General features: G+C 64.8%; 19 protein-coding genes and 2 pseudogenes. 9 read left to right on the plus strand and 12 right to left on the minus strand.

The window, feature by feature from the left end; genetic code table 11:
* Positions 1 to 100: 100 nt before the first annotated feature.
* A complete protein-coding gene (locus AAGA68_14120; GenBank protein ID MEM9386196.1) occupies positions 101 to 721 on the minus strand; it encodes an alpha/beta family hydrolase in 621 nt (206 codons plus the stop codon).
* Positions 722 to 932: 211 nt separating this feature from the next.
* On the opposite strand from AAGA68_14120, the gene AAGA68_14125 reads away from it, so the two are divergent.
* On the plus strand, positions 933 to 1,334 hold the full coding sequence (locus tag AAGA68_14125; GenBank protein ID MEM9386197.1) for a hypothetical protein: 402 nt from the start codon (positions 933 to 935) through the stop codon (positions 1,332 to 1,334).
* 117 nt (positions 1,335 to 1,451) lie between these two features.
* Here AAGA68_14125 and AAGA68_14130 read toward each other — a convergent pair whose 3' ends face one another.
* From AAGA68_14130 to AAGA68_14145, 4 genes and pseudogenes are all read right to left on the minus strand, one after another.
* Complete coding sequence (locus AAGA68_14130) at positions 1,452 to 2,183, minus strand: hypothetical protein (protein ID MEM9386198.1); 732 nt, start codon at positions 2,181 to 2,183, stop codon at positions 1,452 to 1,454.
* 169 nt (positions 2,184 to 2,352) lie between these two features.
* A pseudogene (locus tag AAGA68_14135) lies at positions 2,353 to 2,538 on the minus strand (pirin-like C-terminal cupin domain-containing protein).
* A gap of 207 nt (positions 2,539 to 2,745) precedes the next feature.
* Positions 2,746 to 3,552, minus strand: a complete 807-nt coding sequence (locus AAGA68_14140; GenBank protein ID MEM9386199.1) for a WecB/TagA/CpsF family glycosyltransferase — start codon at positions 3,550 to 3,552, stop codon at positions 2,746 to 2,748.
* Positions 3,553 to 3,591: 39 nt separating this feature from the next.
* Positions 3,592 to 4,635: a DUF3187 family protein gene (locus tag AAGA68_14145; GenBank protein ID MEM9386200.1), complete on the minus strand. Its 1,044-nt coding sequence runs from the start codon at positions 4,633 to 4,635 to the stop codon at positions 3,592 to 3,594.
* Positions 4,636 to 4,646: 11 nt separating this feature from the next.
* Here AAGA68_14145 and AAGA68_14150 point away from each other — a divergent pair, with 11 nt between their 5' ends.
* The gene (locus tag AAGA68_14150; protein MEM9386201.1) at positions 4,647 to 4,895 is read left to right on the plus strand and encodes a GlsB/YeaQ/YmgE family stress response membrane protein; all 249 of its coding nucleotides are present in this window, start codon (positions 4,647 to 4,649) and stop codon (positions 4,893 to 4,895) included.
* A gap of 57 nt (positions 4,896 to 4,952) precedes the next feature.
* Here the strand turns inward: AAGA68_14150 and AAGA68_14155 are convergent, their stop codons facing one another.
* Genes AAGA68_14155 through AAGA68_14165 form a run of 3 tightly spaced genes read right to left on the minus strand, consistent with a single transcriptional unit; the run spans position 4,953 to position 8,233 of the window.
* Positions 4,953 to 6,305 (minus strand): M24 family metallopeptidase, encoded by a 1,353-nt coding sequence (locus AAGA68_14155; protein ID MEM9386202.1) that lies wholly within the window; start codon positions 6,303 to 6,305, stop codon positions 4,953 to 4,955.
* A gap of 32 nt (positions 6,306 to 6,337) precedes the next feature.
* Positions 6,338 to 7,285, minus strand: a complete 948-nt coding sequence (gene rarD / locus AAGA68_14160) for an EamA family transporter RarD (GenBank protein MEM9386203.1) — start codon at positions 7,283 to 7,285, stop codon at positions 6,338 to 6,340.
* A gap of 60 nt (positions 7,286 to 7,345) precedes the next feature.
* Positions 7,346 to 8,233: an alpha/beta hydrolase gene (locus AAGA68_14165; protein ID MEM9386204.1), complete on the minus strand. Its 888-nt coding sequence runs from the start codon at positions 8,231 to 8,233 to the stop codon at positions 7,346 to 7,348.
* An 89-nt stretch (positions 8,234 to 8,322) separates the two neighbouring features.
* On the opposite strand from AAGA68_14165, the gene AAGA68_14170 reads away from it, so the two are divergent.
* The gene (locus AAGA68_14170) at positions 8,323 to 10,350 is read left to right on the plus strand and encodes a UvrD-helicase domain-containing protein (protein ID MEM9386205.1); all 2,028 of its coding nucleotides are present in this window, start codon (positions 8,323 to 8,325) and stop codon (positions 10,348 to 10,350) included.
* A 4-nt stretch (positions 10,351 to 10,354) separates the two neighbouring features.
* On the opposite strand, the gene AAGA68_14175 is transcribed toward AAGA68_14170, so the two are convergent.
* From AAGA68_14175 to AAGA68_14190, 4 genes are all read right to left on the minus strand, one after another.
* A complete protein-coding gene (locus AAGA68_14175; GenBank protein ID MEM9386206.1) occupies positions 10,355 to 12,223 on the minus strand; it encodes an AMP-binding protein in 1,869 nt (622 codons plus the stop codon).
* Between the two features lie 45 nt (positions 12,224 to 12,268).
* A complete protein-coding gene (locus tag AAGA68_14180) occupies positions 12,269 to 14,005 on the minus strand; it encodes a hypothetical protein (GenBank protein MEM9386207.1) in 1,737 nt (578 codons plus the stop codon).
* 154 nt (positions 14,006 to 14,159) lie between these two features.
* Positions 14,160 to 14,795 carry a hypothetical protein gene (locus AAGA68_14185; protein ID MEM9386208.1) on the minus strand — a complete coding sequence of 212 codons (636 nt, stop codon included), beginning with the start codon at positions 14,793 to 14,795 and terminating at the stop codon, positions 14,160 to 14,162.
* Positions 14,796 to 14,831: 36 nt separating this feature from the next.
* The gene (locus AAGA68_14190; protein MEM9386209.1) at positions 14,832 to 15,161 is read right to left on the minus strand and encodes a DUF2834 domain-containing protein; all 330 of its coding nucleotides are present in this window, start codon (positions 15,159 to 15,161) and stop codon (positions 14,832 to 14,834) included.
* Positions 15,162 to 15,272: 111 nt separating this feature from the next.
* Between AAGA68_14190 and AAGA68_14195 the strand changes: the two genes are divergently transcribed.
* From AAGA68_14195 to AAGA68_14220, 6 genes and pseudogenes are all read left to right on the plus strand, one after another.
* The gene (locus AAGA68_14195) at positions 15,273 to 16,100 is read left to right on the plus strand and encodes a helix-turn-helix transcriptional regulator (protein ID MEM9386210.1); all 828 of its coding nucleotides are present in this window, start codon (positions 15,273 to 15,275) and stop codon (positions 16,098 to 16,100) included.
* Between the two features lie 465 nt (positions 16,101 to 16,565).
* Positions 16,566 to 18,538 (plus strand): annotated as a pseudogene (locus AAGA68_14200) (thiamine pyrophosphate-dependent enzyme).
* Positions 18,539 to 18,559: 21 nt separating this feature from the next.
* Positions 18,560 to 18,778: a hypothetical protein gene (locus AAGA68_14205; GenBank protein MEM9386211.1), complete on the plus strand. Its 219-nt coding sequence runs from the start codon at positions 18,560 to 18,562 to the stop codon at positions 18,776 to 18,778.
* Positions 18,775 to 18,939 (plus strand): hypothetical protein, encoded by a 165-nt coding sequence (locus tag AAGA68_14210; GenBank protein MEM9386212.1) that lies wholly within the window; start codon positions 18,775 to 18,777, stop codon positions 18,937 to 18,939. The genes AAGA68_14205 and AAGA68_14210 overlap by 4 nt, the downstream gene beginning before the upstream one ends.
* Positions 18,932 to 20,008 (plus strand): Rieske 2Fe-2S domain-containing protein, encoded by a 1,077-nt coding sequence (locus AAGA68_14215; protein MEM9386213.1) that lies wholly within the window; start codon positions 18,932 to 18,934, stop codon positions 20,006 to 20,008. The genes AAGA68_14210 and AAGA68_14215 overlap by 8 nt, the downstream gene beginning before the upstream one ends.
* Positions 20,005 to 20,760: a hypothetical protein gene (locus AAGA68_14220; GenBank protein ID MEM9386214.1), complete on the plus strand. Its 756-nt coding sequence runs from the start codon at positions 20,005 to 20,007 to the stop codon at positions 20,758 to 20,760. Before AAGA68_14215 ends, AAGA68_14220 begins: the two co-directional genes overlap by 4 nt.
* Positions 20,761 to 21,085 lie beyond the last annotated feature (325 nt).

A 21,085-nucleotide genomic window follows, 5' to 3' on the forward strand; every position in this document is an offset into this window, starting at 1 on the left:
TGGGCAGCAGCTGCCGTCGGGGGCCGCATCATAGCGAGATGCGCCGCCGCCAGCATGAGGCGCTGCACCGATGCCGAGCCCTGGCGATGCGACGGCGGCCTCAGCGGAGTTGGTCGATGAATGCCTCCACGGCGTCGAGCGCCGAGGCTAGGTTGGCCTGCTGGGTTGTACCGCTGGCTTTGCGCGGCTTGAGGTCGTGATCGCCATCGCAGCACCAGTGCAGGCGGATGGCCGACGACAGGGCATAGCCCTCTACCTCCGCTCGCTTGCCCAGGGGATCGCGCTCGCCCTGGACGATTAGCGTGGGCGTGCACAAGGCCTCGAGGTGTTCGGTGCGCAGGCGCTCCGGCTTGCCCGCGGGGTGAAAGGGGTAGCCAAGGCAGATGAGACCGGCTACGCCGAGCTCATCCGCCAACAAGCTCGCCATCCGCCCGCCCATGGACTTGCCTCCGATGATCAGCCTCGATGCACGTCCCGCGGCGGCGGCGACGGCCTCCCGCCACGCCTCCAGGAGGCAGGCCTGCGGGTTTGGGGGGCGGCGCCGGCCGTCCTCTCGGCGAGCCGACATGTACGGGAACTCGAAGCGCAAGCACCGATGGTCCCGCTCACCAAGGCACACCGCCACGGTATTCATGAATGGGCTATCCATGGGTGCCCCCGCACCGTGTGCCAGCACCACCGTCCATTCAGCCTCACGTGGGCCGTCACTCAGCAATTCCATTGAACCATTGTGCCCCCTCCGCGCTACCTACAGACAGTAGCGATTGGCCTGCGGGCACGTCGAGCTGGCGCCGCATCGCGCCTGAGGCGAAAGCGATTGCCACGCCGGACGGAGCTTTTTGCCGTCGCGATGGTCTACCTAAGGAGCCTGCAGCGTCGGGCAGGTCGGTTGGGCGAACGGCTGTTCGCTCCGAAACGAAAGGAACAAAACGATGCGGATATCAACTAGTTTCGCAACCGCCATTACCCTGGCGACGGCGCTCGGCGTCTCGATCACGGCAAGCGCCGTCGACACGGCGACCGAAGAGGTCGTCTCAAGCGCTACCTTCGACACCACAGGCGATGAGCTGCAGTGTCTCACCCTGCGCACGATCCGTGATATCCAGTATCCGGGCGACGACAAGCTCGTGTTCGAGATGCGCGGTGGAGCACGCTACCTAAATGAACTTAGCGGTGTGTGCAACGGTCTGCAAAAGGAGCGGCGTTTTGACGCCAACGGCGCCAACGTCGGTCGCCTGTGCAAAGGCCAGGTGATCACCGTCACAGATCAGCTAGGTATCGTCCGCGGCTCCTGCGGCCTGGGCGAATTCCAGGAGCTCGTGTCGAGCCGCTGAGCGCCCCTCAAGTATCCCCTGTCCCCCCTGGCGAAAGAAGGCGGGCGCGTCTCTCCGACGCGCCCGCCCCGAGCGGGCTCTCACCCACATGATGGGGGTATCACTCGCAGCCGATGATCACTCGCCGACGCGGGTCTCGATCACCGCCTGCACCGCGTCACCATTGCGGGTCAGCACTGCGCGGGCGCCCACCAGAGGACTCGCCGGATCAGCGAAGCTGTAAACGCTGTCTGCACCGGACTCCCCCGCCCCGAATACGGCAAACTGAACGTCGGCACACAGGTTGTCGCCGGCGAAGTAGCCGAGGTTGGGATCGGAGCAATACGGATCGAGGAAGTTCGCCACCTGCGCGTAGGCGTCACCGCGCTCAACATCACCGTGGGTACGCACGATCAGGTGCACCTCCGCATCGGGGTTGTCCAGGGCGCGGCTGAGGCCCATCGGATCGATCAGGCTCGGGCCCGCCAAGTTGAGGGCGACACCGGCTTCACTCTTGTACAGGGTAGCCACCAAGCGCACGTTGCCGCGCGGGCTGGTCACCGCACCCGTGCCGTGAACGACGGCCAGGCCTGCCTCCAGGTTGGGGCTGATCAGGGCCGGATCGGGACTGCCGTTGGCCAGCGAGTCCAGGTACGCCTGACCGAACACATCCACGCTGCCGCACTGCTCGAGGCCGCCGGCGTTGAAGGTGCACGCGTCGGGGTTGTTGAAGATCACCCACCACATGGTGAGGGCCTGGGGCGTCTGCGTCGGCACGGGCACGGCGGCGTCGGCCATGAAGGGCACGAACAGAGCCACGGACGAGGCGAAGGCGGCGGCAGTGAGAGAGATGAGCTTGTTGGCACGCATGATGTACTCCTATCGACTAGCGTGTTGACGGTTGATTCAGCGAAGCTCGTCGCTTCGTGAGGCCAGTCTCCACGCCAGCCGCTGGGCACACTTGACCACGGCATGATCATCCCCTGACGGTTTCCTGACCGCCGGATCTAGGATTTTAAAACAATGAGTTAGCGTGAGCTTAGGCGATGAACCTGCCGTTGCTGAAGTCCTCGACGACCTCCATCAGCCCCTCCCGCGAGTTCATGACGAAGGGCCCGGAGCGCGCCACGGGCTCATTCAAGGCTTGGCCGCCCTCGACAAGACACCTCGCGTCCGCTCGTGCACTCAATCGGAGAGTCTCGCCGAGGCTCAGCAGCCCAATTTCGCCCCGCGCGAGCGAGGCGCAGGCACCGCCGCCGTGTCACTCGAGGTGACCCTCTAAGGGATAGACCGTGTGCTGCGCAGGAACAGGAGCGGATCCACATGATCGAGCTCAGGGGCGCCGAACACCCGCATCATCCGCACCCCAGCGCCGTCCGACGCGGGATGGCCACGCAGCTTGTGGGCGAGTCCCGCGGACCCGGCGCAACGCTCACCTCCGCGCTCCTTTGCCCTCAGCGCCTCCTTCCCGCGGGTAGCGACGCAGCCCGGTCAACTCCAAGGCGAGATGAAAGAGAAACTGTGGTCCTTGGATCAGCGTGCGCCGCCAGAGCTTGCGAGGCTCCACGGCCAAACGCCAAACCCACTCCAGCCCCAAGCGTCTCACCCAGGCAGGTGCCCGGGACACGCGACCGCTGGCAAAACCGAAGGCCGCCCCCACGCCCATCGCCACCGGCACCCGCAAGCGCTCACGGTGTTCGGCGATCCATCGCTCCTGCTTTGGGCAGCCCAACCCCACCCACAGCACGTCTGCCCCGCTGGCGTTGATCGCTTCGATCATGGCTTGGGTCTCCTCAGCGGCCAGGGGGCGAAACGGTGGGGAGCAGGTGCCGGCGACCACGTGCCCTGGGTACTGGTGCTTCAGGTTGTCCTCGAGCGCGTCGAGGGTCTCCTGCGTATCACCGAAGAAGTAGCTTCGGTAGCCGCGCTTATCCGCAGTGGCGAGGAAGGCGCGCAGCACATCCGGCCCTGGCACGCGCTCGGGGATAGGTTCGCCGCGCAGGCGAGAGACGACTACTGGAGCAATGCCATCGGCGCAGGAGATGTCGGCGCCGTTTATGACCCGGCGGAAGCCCGCATCGCGATGCCCCTCCCAAATCCCATGGAAGCCCGTGGCGACCACGTACCGCGCGCCCTCATGGCACTCGCGCTCGGTGATCCAACGCTCCATCTCATCGACCGTTTGCTGCAGTGTCAGTCGGTCGATCCCCGAACCAAGCACGTAAGCGCGCTCTGCCATTCTCTATCCTGTCCTCGTAAAGTTGATCGACCTGCCGCCCTAGCGCGCGGTGGCGCCCGCACGGCTCCACTGCAGGCGGAAAATGACGTCCGGGTGACTGGACACCAGCACATCCTCGCTGAAGCCGAAGCGTACGGTATGACGGGGTGTAAGGGTCAGCGCAACACCCACGTGCAGGACGCCCGCCAGCCCCTCGAGGTCTGGCACGGTCGCCTCCACCACTGCGCTGCGCAGGTCCAAGCCGGCGCCGACGCTCACCCGCGGGCCGACGCGGAAGTCTACTGCGCCGCCGCCGAAGCCGACCCACGACTCGAGCTCGGCGCCGAGCACCTGGCCATCGCTTAGGCGGGCGATCCCGGTGTGCGCTTGCAGACGCAGGCGGTCAACGGCGAAGGGCGCCTGGCGATGCCAGTGGGCGGTGAGCGAGACATCCACGCTATCGCTGCCGGTGAGGCGTTCGGGATCTCCCGTGGGCAGCTCGCCGCGTAGGCTCAGCCAGGTCTCCCCTCGACCGTCCTCGCGCGCGCCCAGTCGGCGCGCCAGCATGAGGCCGATATCACCGATCCCCGACGCGTCCTCGTCGAGGCGGCCGACGGCGATGCCCTGGCGTGCATACTCCACGCTGAGCTGACCGCGCGGCACGTCGTCGCGTATACCATCGGGCAGGCCGAAGGCGCTGTGCCAGGTGTCGATGACAGCATCGAGCACGCCGCCTCCCCAGCTGATCCACGGCACCTGCGCACCCACGCGCCAGTCCTCGTTCAGGGCCCATAGGCCGACCAGCTGCAGCTGCGTGCTCTCGCCGTCGAACAGGTAGGAATCCACCTCACTCGACTGGGTGGATGCATGGCTGGCGATGGCGAGGCAGGTACTGATACCCGGATCACTCGGATCGAGCGTATTAGGACCCGCTACGGCGACTAAGCTCGCGAAGGGCCCCATGGGCGTGCGACAGGTGAGGGCGCCCGCGCGAGCCAATGGCCCAACCATCAACAACAGTGACAAAGCGACAATGGCCCCGCCTAAGCGAGCTAGCATGATCATCTGGGACTGTCGCTCACGCTGGCGGCATGCGTTAATCAAGGAGGAACACCATGGGTATGCTTTCCTGGGCCCTGCTCGGGCTGATCGTCGGCGCATTGGCCAAGTTCTTGATGCCTGGGAAGGATCCCGGCGGCATCTTGGTGACCATCGGCATCGGCGTCGCCGGCGCCTTCGTGGGCGGCTACCTCGGCACCTTGCTCGGCGTCGGTGGCGTCGGCGGCTTCGACCTCATGAGCATCGCCATCGCCACCGGCGGGGCGATGTTACTACTGTTTGCTTACCGTAACTTGAAGGGCTGAGACTCCTCGACGCCAGCGGATGGTGCGGTCGCGGAGGGCCGCACCGATCCGTGCGCCCTAGCGCACCACGTGCCATTCGGTCTGCCGACCGGCTAGGTAGATCACCCGCTCGCCGTCGAAACAGGCGTCCTGCTCCAACTTGATCTGCACGAACTGCTCTCCCCAAGCCCCGATTGGACTCTTGATGTTGCCTTCGATTGCGTAGCAGGTGTTCTCATGCAGGGGCCAATCCCCGCGGATCGGCGTGCCGTCCTGATCGTCCCACATGCCGATCGTCGGTCCCGGCGCGTGGCCGAAGAAACCGATCGGGTGGGTATACACGCTGCAGATAATGCCCCCGCGATCGCAGGCGACGCGCGTCTGCGCCAGGATCTCGTTCCCCGTTCTTCCGCTGACGAAGGCATCCGTTAGCATGTCCTGCCAGCGATTTCCCGTCGCCAGAGCATTCACCAGTGCTGACGGTACGCCCTCCTCGCCTAAGCGAGGCACGTAGGCCATCTCCTGCGTGTCCGTGCACAGCTTGAGGTAGCACACGCCGACGTCGGTATGGAGCACGTCGCCGGCCTCGATCACACCGCCGCTACCACAAAAGGGCGACTCTGCCTCGCACGTCTGACCGGGCCGCTGGATGTTGACGTAGGGCATAAACCAAGGCGCGAGGTTGAGGTCTTCGAAGCGCTGGCGGATGTACCACGCAACATCGGCCGTTGTGGTGGCCCCGGGAGTAATGACTTCGGTCGAGAAGGCCTCCGCGATCACCATGCGCGCAAGGCTCACGGTGTGCGCGTAGGTCTCCAATTCCGATTGCGTTCGGGTCTCTGCCCAGCGCACCACCAGATCCTCGGCCGAGGTCAGCCGCGCAACGTACTCGGGCGGCAGCACGGCCACCAAACGCTCGTACAAGGCGTGGGAAAGGCCGTCGGCCACGGGCCAGTCGCGCGACATGTCGATACCGATACGCGCAGGATCGCGCTCGGCGATCAGCTCCCCTAGTGCTTGCCACTGGGCATCCAGATCCCCGCCTTCCCAAGCTGACTCGTAAGGCTCGCCCAGGGGGTAGCGATTCACCGTGAGGCGATCGACACCGTCCTCCGTCCGGTGGAAGATGATCATCGTGGTACGCCGGGCGGCGAAGGTCGGCTGCGGCACCAAGGAGAAGTAGATCGGATCCTCCGCATACTCCCGCGAGAGCACCAACCACATATCGAGGTTGGTTTGCGCCATGAGCTGCGGCAGCAGCGCGGTCAGGCGCTCGGCCAGGTGGCGGTTCTCGATCTCCGGCCGCGCACGGAAATCGAGGACGGCTCGCGGCCCGTCTACGACGCGGCCCTGAGAGGCGTCCGTGGCGACGGCCAGGCCGCCCGCGAGCAAGAGCATTGGCAGCAAGATCAGCTGCGGTAAGCGACCCATGGCAATTCCTCTCAATTCCATTTCCTGGATCATTATCGCGAAGAGAGCGCCGCCTGCGGACGGCGTTGCCAGGCGTCAAAGGCAAACAGGCAGACGGCGGACCAAATGCACGCGAAGCAGATCGTGAACGGCAACGTAAGCGACTCGCCGTAGAGCAAGCCCATCAGAAACTGAAGGGTGGGCGCCAGGAACTGCACAAAGCCAAGGGTGGCCAGGGGCAGGCGGCGCGCCGCCAGGGCGAAGAGCAGCAGCGGCAATACCGTGATAGGACCTGCCAGCAGCAGCAATAGGACCATTCCCGGTGCCTCGGGGGTCAAGGAGGCGGTACCGGCAGCCACCAGACTCGCCAAATAGATGCCCGCCACCGGCAACAGCACAAGCGTCTCTACGAAGAGCCCCGGCATGGCGCCCACCGGGATGGCTTTTCTAATCACGCCGTAGACCGTGAAGGTCAGCGCTAGGGTGATGGAGATCAGAGGGAAGCCACGGCCTACGGTAGCAAGCACCAGCACCCCCACGGTCGCCAGTCCCACGGAGATCACCTGTGTGCGATTCAACCGCTCCCCGAAGAACAGAACCCCAGCCAGCACCGACACGAGTGGATTGATGTAGTAGCCAAGGCTGGCCTGGAAGATATTGCCGCTCAGCACCGCGCGAATGTAGACGAGCCAGTTGATCGCGATGAAGGCAGCGGAGGTGGCCAGTAGCGCTAGCGTTCGTGGGTGGCGTAGGGCGTCCCAGACGGCCTGGCGTTGGCCTCGGAGGCTAATGATCAACACACCGAAGGGGACTGCCCAAACAATGCGATGGGCGAGGATCTCGAGCGCGTCGACCTTGGCTACGAGCTTGAAGTAAACCGGCAAGATACCCCACATGAGGTACGCGCAGAGGGCGGCGGCAAGCCCCTCGCGCCCGCGGTCCCCCGAGGCAGCGGCGTCAGGGCGCGCTGGGGAGGACGTTGGCGGGTGGGCGGCGCTCATGACGCGGCATGGTACGCGCCCTGCGCCCGGTGTCGAGCACCGGTTGTCTCGCTTCGCGACTCACGCAACCCGCGTACCGGTCGCAGCGGCGCAGAGCGGTGCCGCACTGTCCAAAAAATCGGCCAGTACGCGAGCGTAGTTCTGCGTGTGCTCCACCTGTACGCTATGGCTGCCGCGCTCGAACACGTGCAGCTGTGCGTGCGAGAGCTGCCGCGCCGTCTCGCGCGCCAGCGTCAGTGGCACCAGCTCATCCAGGGCGCCGGCCATCACGAGCGTGGGCGTGCGAACGGTGCGCAAGCGCTCCATCACATCGTAGCCGTCGATGGCGCGCAGGGAGCGCGCCAGGTCTGTGCAGCGGCGCCGAAGATGCACGCGCACAGCCGGCCAGGTAGTGCACGCGAGAACATCGTTGAACCAGCGAGGGCGCTGCGGATAGCTCTGGTGAACGACGGCGCGAGCAAAGGCCAAGTACTCACCTCGATCGAGTTGCGCCATCCACCGTCGAGCCTCCTCCTGCTTGGCCGGATCGCCGCGAGCCGCGCACTGCTGAAGCACCAAGCGGCGCACCAGGTGCGGATGATCGAGAGCGAACTGCATTGCGACACACCCGCCGAAGGAGGCGCCAGCGATATCGATGCGCCCCTCAACCACCCCTTCTTGCTCGATTATCCAGCCCACTGCCTGCGCGTAGTCCGCCGCCATCTGCTCCATGGCCCAACCCTCGGGGATGGGTCGTCGCCTGCTGAGCAGGTAGACCGTGCGCGACGCGGCCCACGGACCGAACAACCTCTGTCGGCGCTTGATCAATTCCTTGGGTGAGAAGGTGGCGTCGATCAGCCCGGGAAAATAGACCAGGGTCGGCGCTGCCGCCCCCTGTAGGCGCAAGTACTCCAGCCCCGATGGGGTCATCCCGAGCGTACTTGGTGGCACGGACTTCCCTCGCTTCATGGGTGGTTCTTTACTGCATCGTTGGATCGGACGCAAGGCGTCGTCGGCGCAGTGAAATCCGATTCGGCTGCTGTACAATCTCGGCCCCTATGGCCTCCCCCCTCTCTGATCTCAACCCCATCCAACAGCGTGCCGCGCGCCACACGCGGGGGCCCTTGCTAGTACTGGCCGGCGCTGGATCGGGCAAGACCCGTGTCATTACACGCAAGATCGCCTGGCTGATTCTGAATGACGGCCTGGCCCCTGAGCAGGTCACCGCGGTGACCTTCACCAACAAGGCCGCGCGGGAGATGCAGGAGCGGGCTGGTGCCCTCCTCGGCCCCCGGGTGGCCGGCGCCGTGCGCATCAGCACCTTCCACAAGCTAGGTCTCAACATCCTGCGCCGAGAGTGCTCCCGCCTGGGCTACCGCCCAGGTTTCAGCATCTTCGACGCGGAAGACTCGGCCACCGTGGTGCGCGAACTGGTTCGGCGGGCCGGCGGAGATCCGAAGAAAAACGCCGCCCCAATGCAGTGGCGCATCTCTGCCTGGAAGAACGACCTGGTCCGCCCAGAGCAGGCCGTGGCGAGTGCCGAGGAGGGTCTCGACACTGCTGCCGCCAAGCTCTTCGCCGACTACGAGCGCAGCCTCAAGGCTTACAACGCCTTCGATTTCGACGACCTGATCGGCCTGCCCGTACGACTGTTCAGCGAAGACGCCGGCGCTCTCGCCGCCTGGCGCGAACGCATCCGATACCTCCTGGTGGACGAGTACCAGGACACCAACCTCGCCCAGTACCGGATGATGCAACAGCTGGTCGGCGAGGCGGCGCGCTTCACGGTGGTCGGCGATGACGATCAGTCGATCTACGCCTGGCGCGGTGCGCGTCCCGAGAACCTGCAGCAACTCGCTGAGGACTTTCCTGCTCTAGAAGTTGTCAAGCTCGAGCAGAACTACCGCTCATCTCGGCGCATTCTCGGGGCGGCCAACCAACTAATCGCTAACAACCCGCACCTGTTCGAGAAGCGACTCTGGAGTGACCACGGCCTGGGCGAGCGGATACGCATTTTGGCTACCAACGACGGCGACGACGAAGCCCTGCGCGTGGTTGCCGAGCTGGTGACCCATCAGGTCAAGATGCGCTCGCGCTACAGCGACTACGCCATACTCTACCGTTCCAACCATCAGGCTCGCGCCTTCGAGAAAGGCTTACGCCATCATCAGGTGCCCTACAAGGTCTCCGGGGGCACCTCCTTCTTCGAACGCTCCGAGGTACGCGATGTGGTGGCGTACCTCAAGCTGCTGGTCAACCCCGACGATGATGCCGCCTTCCTGCGCGTGGTTAATGTTCCCCGTCGCGAGATCGGCGCGACCACGATCGAGCAGCTTACGGCGCTGGCTACGCAGGAGCGCGTCTCTCTTTTCAGCGGCGCGGAGCTGCCCGGCCTAGATCAAAGCCTGCGCCCGCGCCAAGCCGCCTCCGTGGGCGAGTTCGTGAAGCTCCTGCGTGAGAAGGCGCGCGTGGCCGATGCCGATCCCGTGCTCGCGGCACGTGAACTGGTGGACGAGGTGCGCTACGAACACTGGCTGCGCGAGACCACGGATGATCCGGTGCGTGCGAACCGCCGTCTGGAGAACGTGGCCGAGCTGGTCGGCTCGATAGAACGTATCGCCAACAAGCACGCGGGCGAGGACGGCGAGGGCTGGAGCCTCGCCGAGATCTTGGCCCACATGAGCCTCCTCGATATGCTCGACAACCGCGACGAGGACGACGGCAACCAAGTCACACTGACCACTCTGCACGCGGCCAAGGGCCTCGAGTTCCCCTTCGTGTTTTTGGTCGGCATGGAAGAAGGCATTCTGCCTCACCAGAACTCCATCGACGCAGGCACGATCGAGGAGGAGCGCCGCCTCGCGTATGTCGGTCTCACTCGCGCCCAACGCGAACTGATGATCAGCTACACGCGAGCGCGACGGCGCTTCGGTGAGACGGTCCTTACCGAACCAAGCCGTTTTTTGGAGGAACTGCCGATCGATGAGCTCGATTGGGAAGGGCGCTCGGAGAAGCCCCCGGAGGAGGTGCGCCAGCAGCGCGGCGAGGACGCCCTAGCCGCTATACGGGCCCTCCTCGACCGATGACCAGCTACGCCAAGCGCTCAGCGATATCCTCGAGTATCTGCGGATCGTCGATCGTGGCGGGAATGTCATAGGGCTCGCCGTCGACAATGCACGCCAGCGTGCGGCGCAGGATCTTCCCCGATCGCGTCTTGGGCAGGCGAGCCACCACCACCGCGCGCTTGAAGGCCGCTAGGGCCCCAACCTGCGCCCGCACCAGGGCGATGCACTGTTCGACTATCTCCAGCTCCGAGCGCGTGCAGCCAGCACGCACACAGATGAAACCGAACGGCAACTGGCCCTTCAGGTCATCGCGAACACCCGTCACGGCGCACTCCACGACATCCTCATGAAGGGCGATCGCCTCCTCCAAGGCACCCGTGGACAAGCGATGACCGGCGACGTTGATAATGTCGTCGGTGCGGGTCATGACAAACACGCAACCGTCCGCGTCGAGGTAGCCCGCATCGCCGGTCTCGTAGTACCCCGGGAAGGTGCTCAGGTAGGCCTGGTGAAAGCGATCCTCGGCTTGCCACAGGCCGGCCAGGGCGCCTGGGCCCAATGGCAAGCGACAGACGATAGCGCCGATCGTCCCGGGCGGCACCGGGGTGCCCGCCTCGTCCATCACGGTGACGTCCCATCCCGGCATCGGTTTGCCCGCGGAACCGGCAGGCACGGCCTCTAAGCCAAGCCCCAAGGTGTTTCCGGCCACGGACCAGCCGGTCTCCGTTTGCCACCAGTGATCGATCACCGGCACCCCGAGGTGCTCTCCCGCCCACCGCTGGGTGGGCGGATCACAGCGCTCACCGGCCAAAAACAAGGCCCGGAGCGCCGACAGGTCGCTGGCTCGCACATGCTCGGCATGCGGATCCTCGCGACGGATCGCCCGAATCGCCGTCGGCGCCGTGAAGAGGGCCTTGACGCGGTGCTTTGCGAGCAGGCGCCAGAAGACCCCAGCATCCGGCGTACCCACGGGCTTACCCTCGAACATGAGGGTAGTCGCGCCACGCAGGAGCGGCCCGTAGACGATGTAAGAATGGCCCACCACCCAACCGATGTCGGAGGCAGCCCAGAACACCTCGCCTACGTCGATGTCGTAGATCGCCTTCATCGACCAGTGCAGGGCCACCGCATGACCACCGTTGTCGCGCACGATGCCCTTGGGTTGTCCTGTGGTGCCAGAGGTGTAGAGCAGGTACAGAGGCGCCTGTGCGTCTAGCGGCACGCAGTGCGCGGGCTCGGCGCCATCCAAGAAATCCTGCCAATCGCTATCGATAGCTGCGTTGAGGTCGGCCGCGTAGGCGTCTCGCTGCAGCACCACGTGCTGACGCGGCGCGTGCTCACACAGGCGAAGGGCTTCATCGAGCAAAGGCTTGTAGGCCACCACGCGGCTAGGCTCCAGAGCGCAGCTCGCGCTCAGGATGAGCTTTGGTCGCGCATGGTCGATGCGGGTCGCGACCTCGCGTGCCGCAAAGCCGCCGAACACCACCGAGTGCACCGCGCCGAGGCGCGCGCAAGCGAGCATCGCCAGCACCGCCTCGGGGATCATCGGCATGTAGATGAGGACCCGATCGCCGATGCTGACCCCTGCACGGCGAAGCGCGCCGGCAAGGTGGGCGACCTTTCGCTTCAGGTCGTGGTAACTGAGGGTTTCCTGACGACCTGTCATGGCCGACTCGAAGATCAGCGCAGGTCTATCGCCGCGCGCACCGTCGGCGTGGCGGTCGACTGCGTTGTAACAGGTATTGAGACGAGCGCCCGGGAACCAGCGACCTGCGCCCGCAGCCGCATCGAGCACCTGATCCCAGGGACGATCCCAGACAAGGCCGGCAGCGGCCTCGGCCCAGAACCCCTGCTCGTCTTGCGCCCAGGAGGCGCGTGCCCGCGCGTAGCTCACGTCATCGCCACTCGCCAGACCGTCCTGACACCTGCTGTCCTCCGGCTATCGGCAGGCCTCTGGCACCGCGCGCAGCGGCTCTCCCACGGCGTAGCTCAGCACTTGCGAACGCTCAAAGTGATCGCCGCCATCGGTCACCCCGCTAATCGTCAGCGCCACGTTGTAGATGCCAGGTTCGGCCAGCGGCAAGCTCAGGTGCGATACGCCCTGCGCCGAAAAGGTGCCGACGGCTACGGCCGGACCTGCAGTCGAAATGCGCTTGACGCGGGCTTGCGTGCGCAGCGCGTGCCCGTCGCTAGCCACGGCCACCTTCAGGTCGCCTGGCACGGCCAGCGTACTCGCGGCGGGCGAGACGACCGCCACCGAGAGCGGACTGGCGACGTTGATCAATACTGCGTAGGCATCCTCAGCTGTGGCTGTGAAGCGCAGCAGCCAATCCCCAGCACTGCGGCGCAAGTCGCGGCGCTCCGCCCGAGCCCCGCTAACGTAGCTACCCGCGAAGAGCTCGCTCTGCGACGGCGCAGGGGCGCTCAGAGTATGCACGCGGCCACTTGGGGCCACTAGCTCTACGCGCGTATCGGCACGCGCCGTAAGTACGCGCACATCCAAACCAGTTACCCCCGCTTCTAAGGGAAAGTTTACGGTAGTCATACCCGCCCCGAGCGCACCGCCACGCAGGATGTTGCCCGCCGCTACCGAGCGCTGGCCTTGCGCTACCGCCGCCGGTGTCGACGCTAGCGGTGCCTGCAGCCGATTCGCGTTGAACTGTCCCGCGTAAGGCTCGATGGAGTCAAACACGGGTACGTAGCAGTCATCCGGTTCCCAAAACCAGAAGAAATCGAAGAACCCGTTGCCCCGTTTGATCTTGTCATGATCCACCTCGAAGTCCGGACTGCTCACATCCCACACCAGCCGGTGGCTGCCCGAGACACTACCCGACGCGTCGCGCGACAAGGGGTGGCGCGCGTGCTCCAGGCACACCACGCCGTCGTTCTCACCCCCAGGACACTGGGTGAACAGGTACAGGCCACCGAACTCCAGAGCGCTCAAGAAGGGCCCCCAACCGGTTCCGCCCGCCGTGTAGTAGTGCATCCTATTGTTGACGGGATTCGCGTCGAGGAAGCCGCGCACGAGCCCCATGCACGCGGTCTGCATGAACTTCGTACCCGCATCATTGAAGCCGATCAATTCCGATAGCCACTCGAGCCAATCGGTCTGCGCCAGGTCGGCTAGAGGGGATCCGTAGTGGGCACCGCCCAGGGTAACCACGCTGTCGATAGGAGCGCCAAAGAGCGCGGCGAAGTTGGCGTCCGGGCCACCCTTGCTGTGGGCGATGATGTTGACCACATCCACCCCCCAGTAGCCAATAATTTCGCTGATCTGCTGGCGTAGCAGAACGCCGTTAGTGATCGAGGTCTCCGCCTCCGCACCCACGTCGTAGAGATCGACGAAGAATGTCTTGTACCCTGCCGCGTATGCGGTGTCGTACATGTCGTTGCGACCGTAGTACAGGGTCTCACCGAACCAACCCTCACCCGTGCCGTTCAGACCGTGCACGAACACGAGCACCGGACGATCGGCATCCAAACCCGCCGGAGTGGCGCCCTCGTAGATCGCCCGCGGCAATCCGGTAGCTAGCACCTGCGGCGCCGGCGCGACCGGCGGCGGAACGAAGTCGTCCTCATCGATGCAGACGACGGGATCAGTGGCGAAGGCCGTTTGGACCACGCTGAGCAGGAGACTTAGGGCGATGAGCGAGGGTGTATGGCGCAGGTGCAGCATGGATGATCCTTCCCCAAGGACAGGCCGACGTGCGCGCAGCGACAGAAATCGCCCCGTCGCATCGGCAACGATACAGCGATTGCTAGCCTATAACGAATGATTGAAAGGCGGGAGGGCCGCGCGTCAGTTGCTAGTGCAACGCACCGCGGGAGTGTCAGTACGGTTGCACGTCGATAAGCGTGTACCAGGACGGCGGGGCGGACGCGTCGATCAGAGGTGCGATCGCTGCGAGCGCAGCATCTTCGGCGTAGAGGGTGTCGGCGAAGGCAGCGCTTGTCAGTCCGTAAAAGTCACGCCCGCCCACCGCCAACCCCACCTTGTAGCGATCGATAGTCGACAGGACGGCCGCCACTTGCTCGTACGCGTAGGCGATGGCCGCAGACTCCTCGGGGTCGACGCGCGCGAACAGTGCCGCGCTCAGAGCCGTCTCGTAGGCTGCGCGAGTCACCGGCGGAGTGCCGAAGCCGCGATACTTCGGCAACGAACTGGGCACATCACTCGGCCCATCTTGCGCCGCCGCATCACGCGCCGCATCACGCGCCGCCACGATCGTGGGGAGCAACTCGATGTGGTACGCACGACTCTGCTCGATGCGCGAGAAATTCTCCCTGAGCTCGGCTCGCATCACTTGCTGACTGCGCGCTACAAACTCCGCCAGCTCATGATCTTCGCGGCGCTCATCCAGCCATAGCCCCAGCAGGATGCCGAGCACGATCAGCGCGACTTCGGCGATCAAGACTGGTAGCTGACGTGCGCGAGGTGCCTCTCCTGCCGTCTCGCCTCGGGGCATCTGGGCCGTTCTCCTCCACCTGACCAGCAGGCAGACTCACACGGCTGGTGCGGCCTTGTCGAGCGCCGCACTCGACTCACGAGCGGCGCACGAATAGAGGTAGGCAGGCAGCGCGCAGGACAAGCCTATCGCCAGATTGACCACGACGAAGGGCGCCGGGTGAGCTTCGCGACGCGAGAGCATGAACGCCCAAAAAGTGATCGAACTCAGGATGAGATCTGCGCTGAGCCCGCTCACCGCGCCGTTTGCGAACCATGCGGCGACGAAACCGCCCAATGCCACCCCATCCGACTTCATGAACTCGATGAACCCCAAGTAGGGTACGATCGCCCCAACCACTGCAAGCAGCAGATACACTCGTTTCATGGCGCTCTCCTTGACGCGTTGCGCAAATGGCACACGCTACCGGGGGCGCGAGGCCAGGCCAATAACCTCCCAGGTAATGCCCCGTAGCGCTGCCAGCACTAGGAGACGCTGATGGCAGCCCCCCGCGCACGCCCAGAACCCACCATCGACTTCGGCGCCCTCCTGCGCGACTGGCGTCGACACCGACAGCTAAGCCAACTGGGCCTGTCGAGCGCTTCGGGCATCTCCCAACGGCATATCAGCTTCCTGGAGAACGGCCGAGCGCGACCGAGTCAGGGCATGGTGGTGGCCCTAGCCGATGCGCTCGACGTGCCCCTGCGCGAGCGCAATGCGCTGCTCCTGAGCGCCGGCTTCTCGGCGAACTACGCAACTCAAGCGCTGCAAGGCGCTCAGCTCGCCGTGTTTCGCCAGGCGATCGATGCTCTTTTAAGTCAACAGGAGCCCTACCCCGCCATCGTCCTCGATGGACGCTGGAATCTGGTTCAGCTGAACGCGGGAGCCGAGCGGTTCTTCGCCCAATTCGTCGATCTGTCCGGCCTCCAAGTGCCAGCTGCCAGCGAATTCCAACTCGTGCACTTGTGCCTGCGCGATGACGGCCTGCGGCCGGCGTTGAGCAACTGGGAGGAGGTCGTGCACGCGTTTTTGCAACGTGCGCGGCGTGCCCTACTCGTCAACCCTAGGGATCGGGCGCTGGGCGCACTGGTAGAGGAAATCCTCCATCATCCCGCCGCACCCGAGCGCTGGCACACACCCGACTGGGAGGGGGAATCGGCACCGGCGATTACGCTGCGCCTCGAGCACGACGGCGGTCGTTTCGAACTGCTCACGATGCACGCACACTTCGCGGGCTCCCAGCAGGTATCGCTCGAAGAACTCACCGTGGAGCTATTTTTCCCCGCTGATGCCACGACCGCCGCCTGGTTCGCAGGAGCCGAGTAAACGCCTGCGCTCACCTAGCAGCTACATTCGCTCATACCTATTAGCCCCACGGACGCTTCAGGCGTCATCGAATGGCCAGTATCGTGTGGAGTTGTAACCGCTAGTCCTCGCTGGAATACTGACAATACGTGACCCACAAGGGGGTATGGGGAGCGATGACTGAGGTGTCCGCCTACGCCGCGACGGCCAGTGAGACGGCAACCATCACTACACTAGCAGCAGGCGTGCTGCGCCGGGCCGCTTTGACTCGGACGGCTATTCGAAGGCGCGTTTGCCATCACGCTCGGAGCACCGCGACGTGGCGGCGGTCAAAGGTTGCCCCTCGCCGTGGGGGCGCTCATCGTCGCGAACGCCACCGATCCGCCCATCACCGCCCCCACCTCGAATACCCTAGGCGTGCTCGTCTCGAAGCGAAACTTGCCCAGCGCTTCCTGAGCCCTGTTTCAACCACCTCAGGAGACTAGCGTGGCCCTTTCCTGGACTCGTGTCGCCGCCCCCAATGAACTGCCCAATGGGCGCGCGAAGACCGTCACCGTGGGAACGCGCTCGATGGCACTGGTCCACTTCGACAATCAGTACGCTGCAATGGACAATCGCTGCCCGCACCAGGGCGGCCCCCTCGGCGAGGGATCGATCGAACGCGGGGTGGGCGGCGAGTGCTGGCTTCGATGCCCCTGGCACGGTTGGGACTTCCACCCCCTCACGGGACAGCCGCCCGGCGGCCACGAGGACAGCGGGCAAGAGATGTTCAGCGTGGAGATCCGCGAGGACGGCGTCTACGTTGGCGTCGACATCGAGCCCCCCCACACTCGCACGGTCACAGACGTGATGGCCGAAACGATGGTCAACTGGGGCGTCAAGCGCGTTTTCGGCATGGTCGGCCACTCCAACCTAGGACTCGCCGATGCCCTACGGCGCCGCGAGGTGGCCGAGGAGCTCTCCTACGTCGGCATCCGCCAGAAGGCGCCGCATCCTTCGCCTGCTCGGGTTATGCGAAGCTCTGCGGCAAGCCGGCCGCCTGCCTGACCATCGCTGGCCCCGGGGCAACCAATCTGATGACTGGCCTGTGGGACGCCAAAGTGGACCGGGCGCCGGTGTTGGCTCTGACGGGGCAGGTCCAGGTGCAAGTATTTGGGCCCGGCGCCTTCCAGGAAATCGATCTAGCGACCGCCTTCGCCCCCGTGGCGCGCTTCAGTCAGGCCGTCCTACACAGCTCCAATCACGCCGAACTCATGTCCCTCGCCTGCAAGAACGCCATCGTGGAGCGGGACGTCGCCCACCTCATCTTCCCAGATGACGTGCAAACCCAAGCCGCTGGCGAGGGCACGCCGGCGGGATCTCCGCAAGGGCGATTGGGTGATCTTGCGATCGCACCTGCCCCCGGAGCTCTCGATCAGGCAGTGCAGCTGATCAGCCGCGCCGAGCGGCCAATGATCGTGGTCGGCTACGGGGCACGCGATTGCATGGCGCCCATTGTGCGCCTTGCCGAGCGGCTGCAGGCACCGGTGGTCACCACCTTCAAGGGCAAGGGTCAGATCCCTGATTCGCACCCGAACGCCGCCGGCGTCCTCGGCCGCTCGGGCACCCCCATCGCGAGCTGGTTCATGAACGAATGTGACCTGATCGTTGCCTTAGGCTCGTCCTTCTCCAATCACACGGGCATCGAAGCTAAGAAGCCGATCATTCAAGTCGACTTCGAAGCGATGCAACTAGGTAAGTTCCACCCGGTGGAGGTGCCCGTGCTCGGCGAGATTGCACGCACGACGGAGCTAATCCTGGAGGCCCTACCAAACACACTGGCGGCCCAAGACCAGCGTCCCGAGCTGGCTCAGCGCTGGGCCGCGTGGCGGGAGGAAAAGAATGCGCGCGCCCTGGATGACAACTGCCACGGCGTCAACTCTGCGGCTATCTTCACCGCCCTCACCCGCCTCGCGCCGAAGGATGCGGTGATCGCCGTAGACGTAGGCAACAACACCTACTCTTTCGGGCGCTACTTCGAGTGCGCCGGCCAGTCTGTGCTCATGTCCGGCTACCTGGGCTCCATCGGCTTTAGCCTACCGGCCGCAATCGGTGCCTGGTGTGCCACCCAGGATTTCGCTGAGCACCGCGGCCGCAAGGTGATCTCCGTCTCCGGCGACGGCGGCTTTGGCCAATACCTGGCCGAGTTCACCACGGCAGTCAGGTACGGCATGAACATCACCCACATCCTGCTCAATAACGGCGAACTCGGGAAGATCTCCAAGGAGCAGCGCGCTGGGGAGTGGGAAGTGTGGCAAACCACCCTACACAATCCCAGCTTCGCAGCCTACGCAGAGCTTTGCGGTGGGCTTGGCCTCGAGGTCCATGCCCTGGCGGATCTAGACGCCGCCATGAGCAAGGCGCTCACGCACGAGGGGCCAGCGCTGCTGGAAGTCCTGACCGACGCAGAGCTTGTGTAGGCCACGCTGATGGAGCTCCTCGTGCGCACCGCGCTTCTCGGCCTCGCCATCTACGCGCTCCTCGGCTGCCTGTTCGCGCTCTGGTTCGTCAGCTTGGGCCACCGCCGCTTGGATGCCGCAGCCATGAGTCTCTGGGGACGCGTCATGATCTTCCCCGCAAGCGCAGCGCTCTGGCCCTTGTTGCTGGTGCGAGCGATCACCGTACAAGTACCCTTAAACGCCAGCGATCCCAGCCCATGATGCAAGCTCACCGCCACTGGCACCTCTTCCTGTGGATGCTCCTTGGCCCCACTATGCTCGTGATCGTGTGGTTGGCAGTCACCCTGCGACCGCCCGCCGCGATCAATGACTCCCTTCCACAGGCCCTCACGCCCCCCGCTGCGCAGGCCATCGATGAGTGAGGGTTACGGCGCCGTTGGATGGAACGCCTTTAAGCGTCGCTACGACCTGTGGATAGTCGGCGGCACCCTCACCTATCTCATCACCTTCGTGGTGGTCACGGTCCTCACGCGGCCCAACGACCAGCCGATGGCAGAGCTGCAGCTGTTGATCCGCGCCTTCGGCAGCCTGTCGTTTCTCATGCTGACCCTGATCCTATGTATCGGCCCCCTCGCCCGATTCAGCACACGCTTCAAGCCTATGCTCTACAACCGCCGGCACTTGGGCGTGAGCACCTTTTTCATCGCCCTCATCCACGGCGTGTTGGTACTGATCTGGTACCACGGGTTCGGTGTGATCGATCCGATCACATCCCTATTCATCTCGAACCCTCGCTACGACTCGATCGCGGGCTTCCCCTTCGAAAGCCTCGGCGCCCTGGCGCTTTCCATCTTGTTCCTGATGGCAGCCACCTCCCATGACTTCTGGAACGCCAACCTTGGCCCCGCCCTGTGGAAGGCTCTGCATATGGGCGTCTACCTCGCCTATGCGGCGCTGGTCGGACATGTCGCGCTAGGCGTGATCCAGTTTGAGAAGAATCCCCTCTACGCGGTCGCCCTCGGCGCTTCCGTGGCCTTGGTCACAGCACTTCACCTGGCTAGCGCCTTCGCCAGCACTCAGAGCAGACGCACACCCGCCGCGGACGGTTGGCTCGATGCGGGACCCGCCCTGGGAATTCCAGATACGCGAGCGGTAATCCTGACACCGTCGAAGGGCGAACGTATCGCTGTGTTCCGTGACGGCCAGCGGATAATGGCCGTGTCCAATGTGTGCCGCCACCAGGGTGGCCCCCTCGGCGAGGGCCGGATTGTCGAAGGCTGTGTGACCTGCCCTTGGCACGGCTTTCAGTACGACCCGGCGAACGGGCGTTCACCGCCACCGTTCAACGAACGCATCGCAACCTACCAAACACGCTTGGTCGACGAACGCGTCTGGGTAAATCCCAAGGGCTGCCCCCCCGGCACGCGGGTACCCCCGTCTGTCCTGCCGGCATCAGCGGCAGATAGCCCCACTGCGGAGCCCGCGCCTTGAGTGAGAAGGACTACTTCATCGGCTATTGCGCCGATACGCCTGCGCGGGACCGGCGCTTCATGCTGCGCCTCGGCCTGAGCCTCACGTTGAGTTGCGGCGCCCTAGGCGCAGGCTTGGCCGCTTTGCAGCGATCGCCGGGAAACGGGACCTGGGATCTCGAAGATCGTGACTGGCGCGGGGTCGTTCACGCAGATCCGTTCCCGATGCTTCGCACGCGGGACATCGACGGCATTGCGCGCAGCCTCTGGTTGGTGTGCCCGGGCAAGTGTGGCGTACGCACGATCATCGACGCCTACGCCGGGCAGGCCGTCACCCTACGCGGCAGCCTCCTCGCCCGCGACGGCTTCCACATGTTATCGGCCGCCCAGGGCTCTGACTGGATCGCACACTCCCCAACCGCCCCCGAGACTGCCCTGCGTCTGCCCGCTGCAGAGCCACTTGAGCACGTGTCCCTGGTGGGGGAGATCCTGGACATGAAGTGTTTTGCGGGTGCCATGCGGCCCTCCACTGGCAAGCCACACAAGGCCTGCGCCGCGCTGTGCATTCGCGGCGGCATTCCGCCTGCGCTGTTCGCACGCGATCGCCAAGGCGCGTACCGCCCCCTGCTGTTGGTCGACGAGCACGGCGCGGCCCACCTCCCGGAGCCTCTACTGCCACTGGTGGCCGACTCAGTCAGAGTCGAGGGTCAGCTCTTACGCCGTGACGACACGCTGTTTCTCGCTTCACCTACCAATAACATTCGTCGAACGTAGACACGTTCTCAGCGGGCTGATTGCCGCCCCTGGATTCGAGTGGCGCACCTGGCCAGGCGAGCATGGCCAGCGACGCGACGCCACCCCACCTCAGTCGGGCGCCTTGCGCATTCCCACCCCGCGCTCGTCGAAGCGTTGACCCGACCGCACTGGCGGGCCTCGAAAGCCGCAGAGCGCCCCCTACTCGACTTGAGTTGCGCGAATCCCGCGAAGGACTTGCAAAGCCCTGCAAGGGCACGCATTACCAAATTAACAACATTTTATACTTTTCAGCAACATAGATTCATAGCCGCAACGAATTAGGCATAAAAGTCACAATTCGCTT

Source organism: Pseudomonadota bacterium, assembly GCA_039193195.1.
Taxonomy (GTDB): Bacteria; Pseudomonadota; Gammaproteobacteria; order Steroidobacterales; family JBCBZW01; genus JBCBZW01.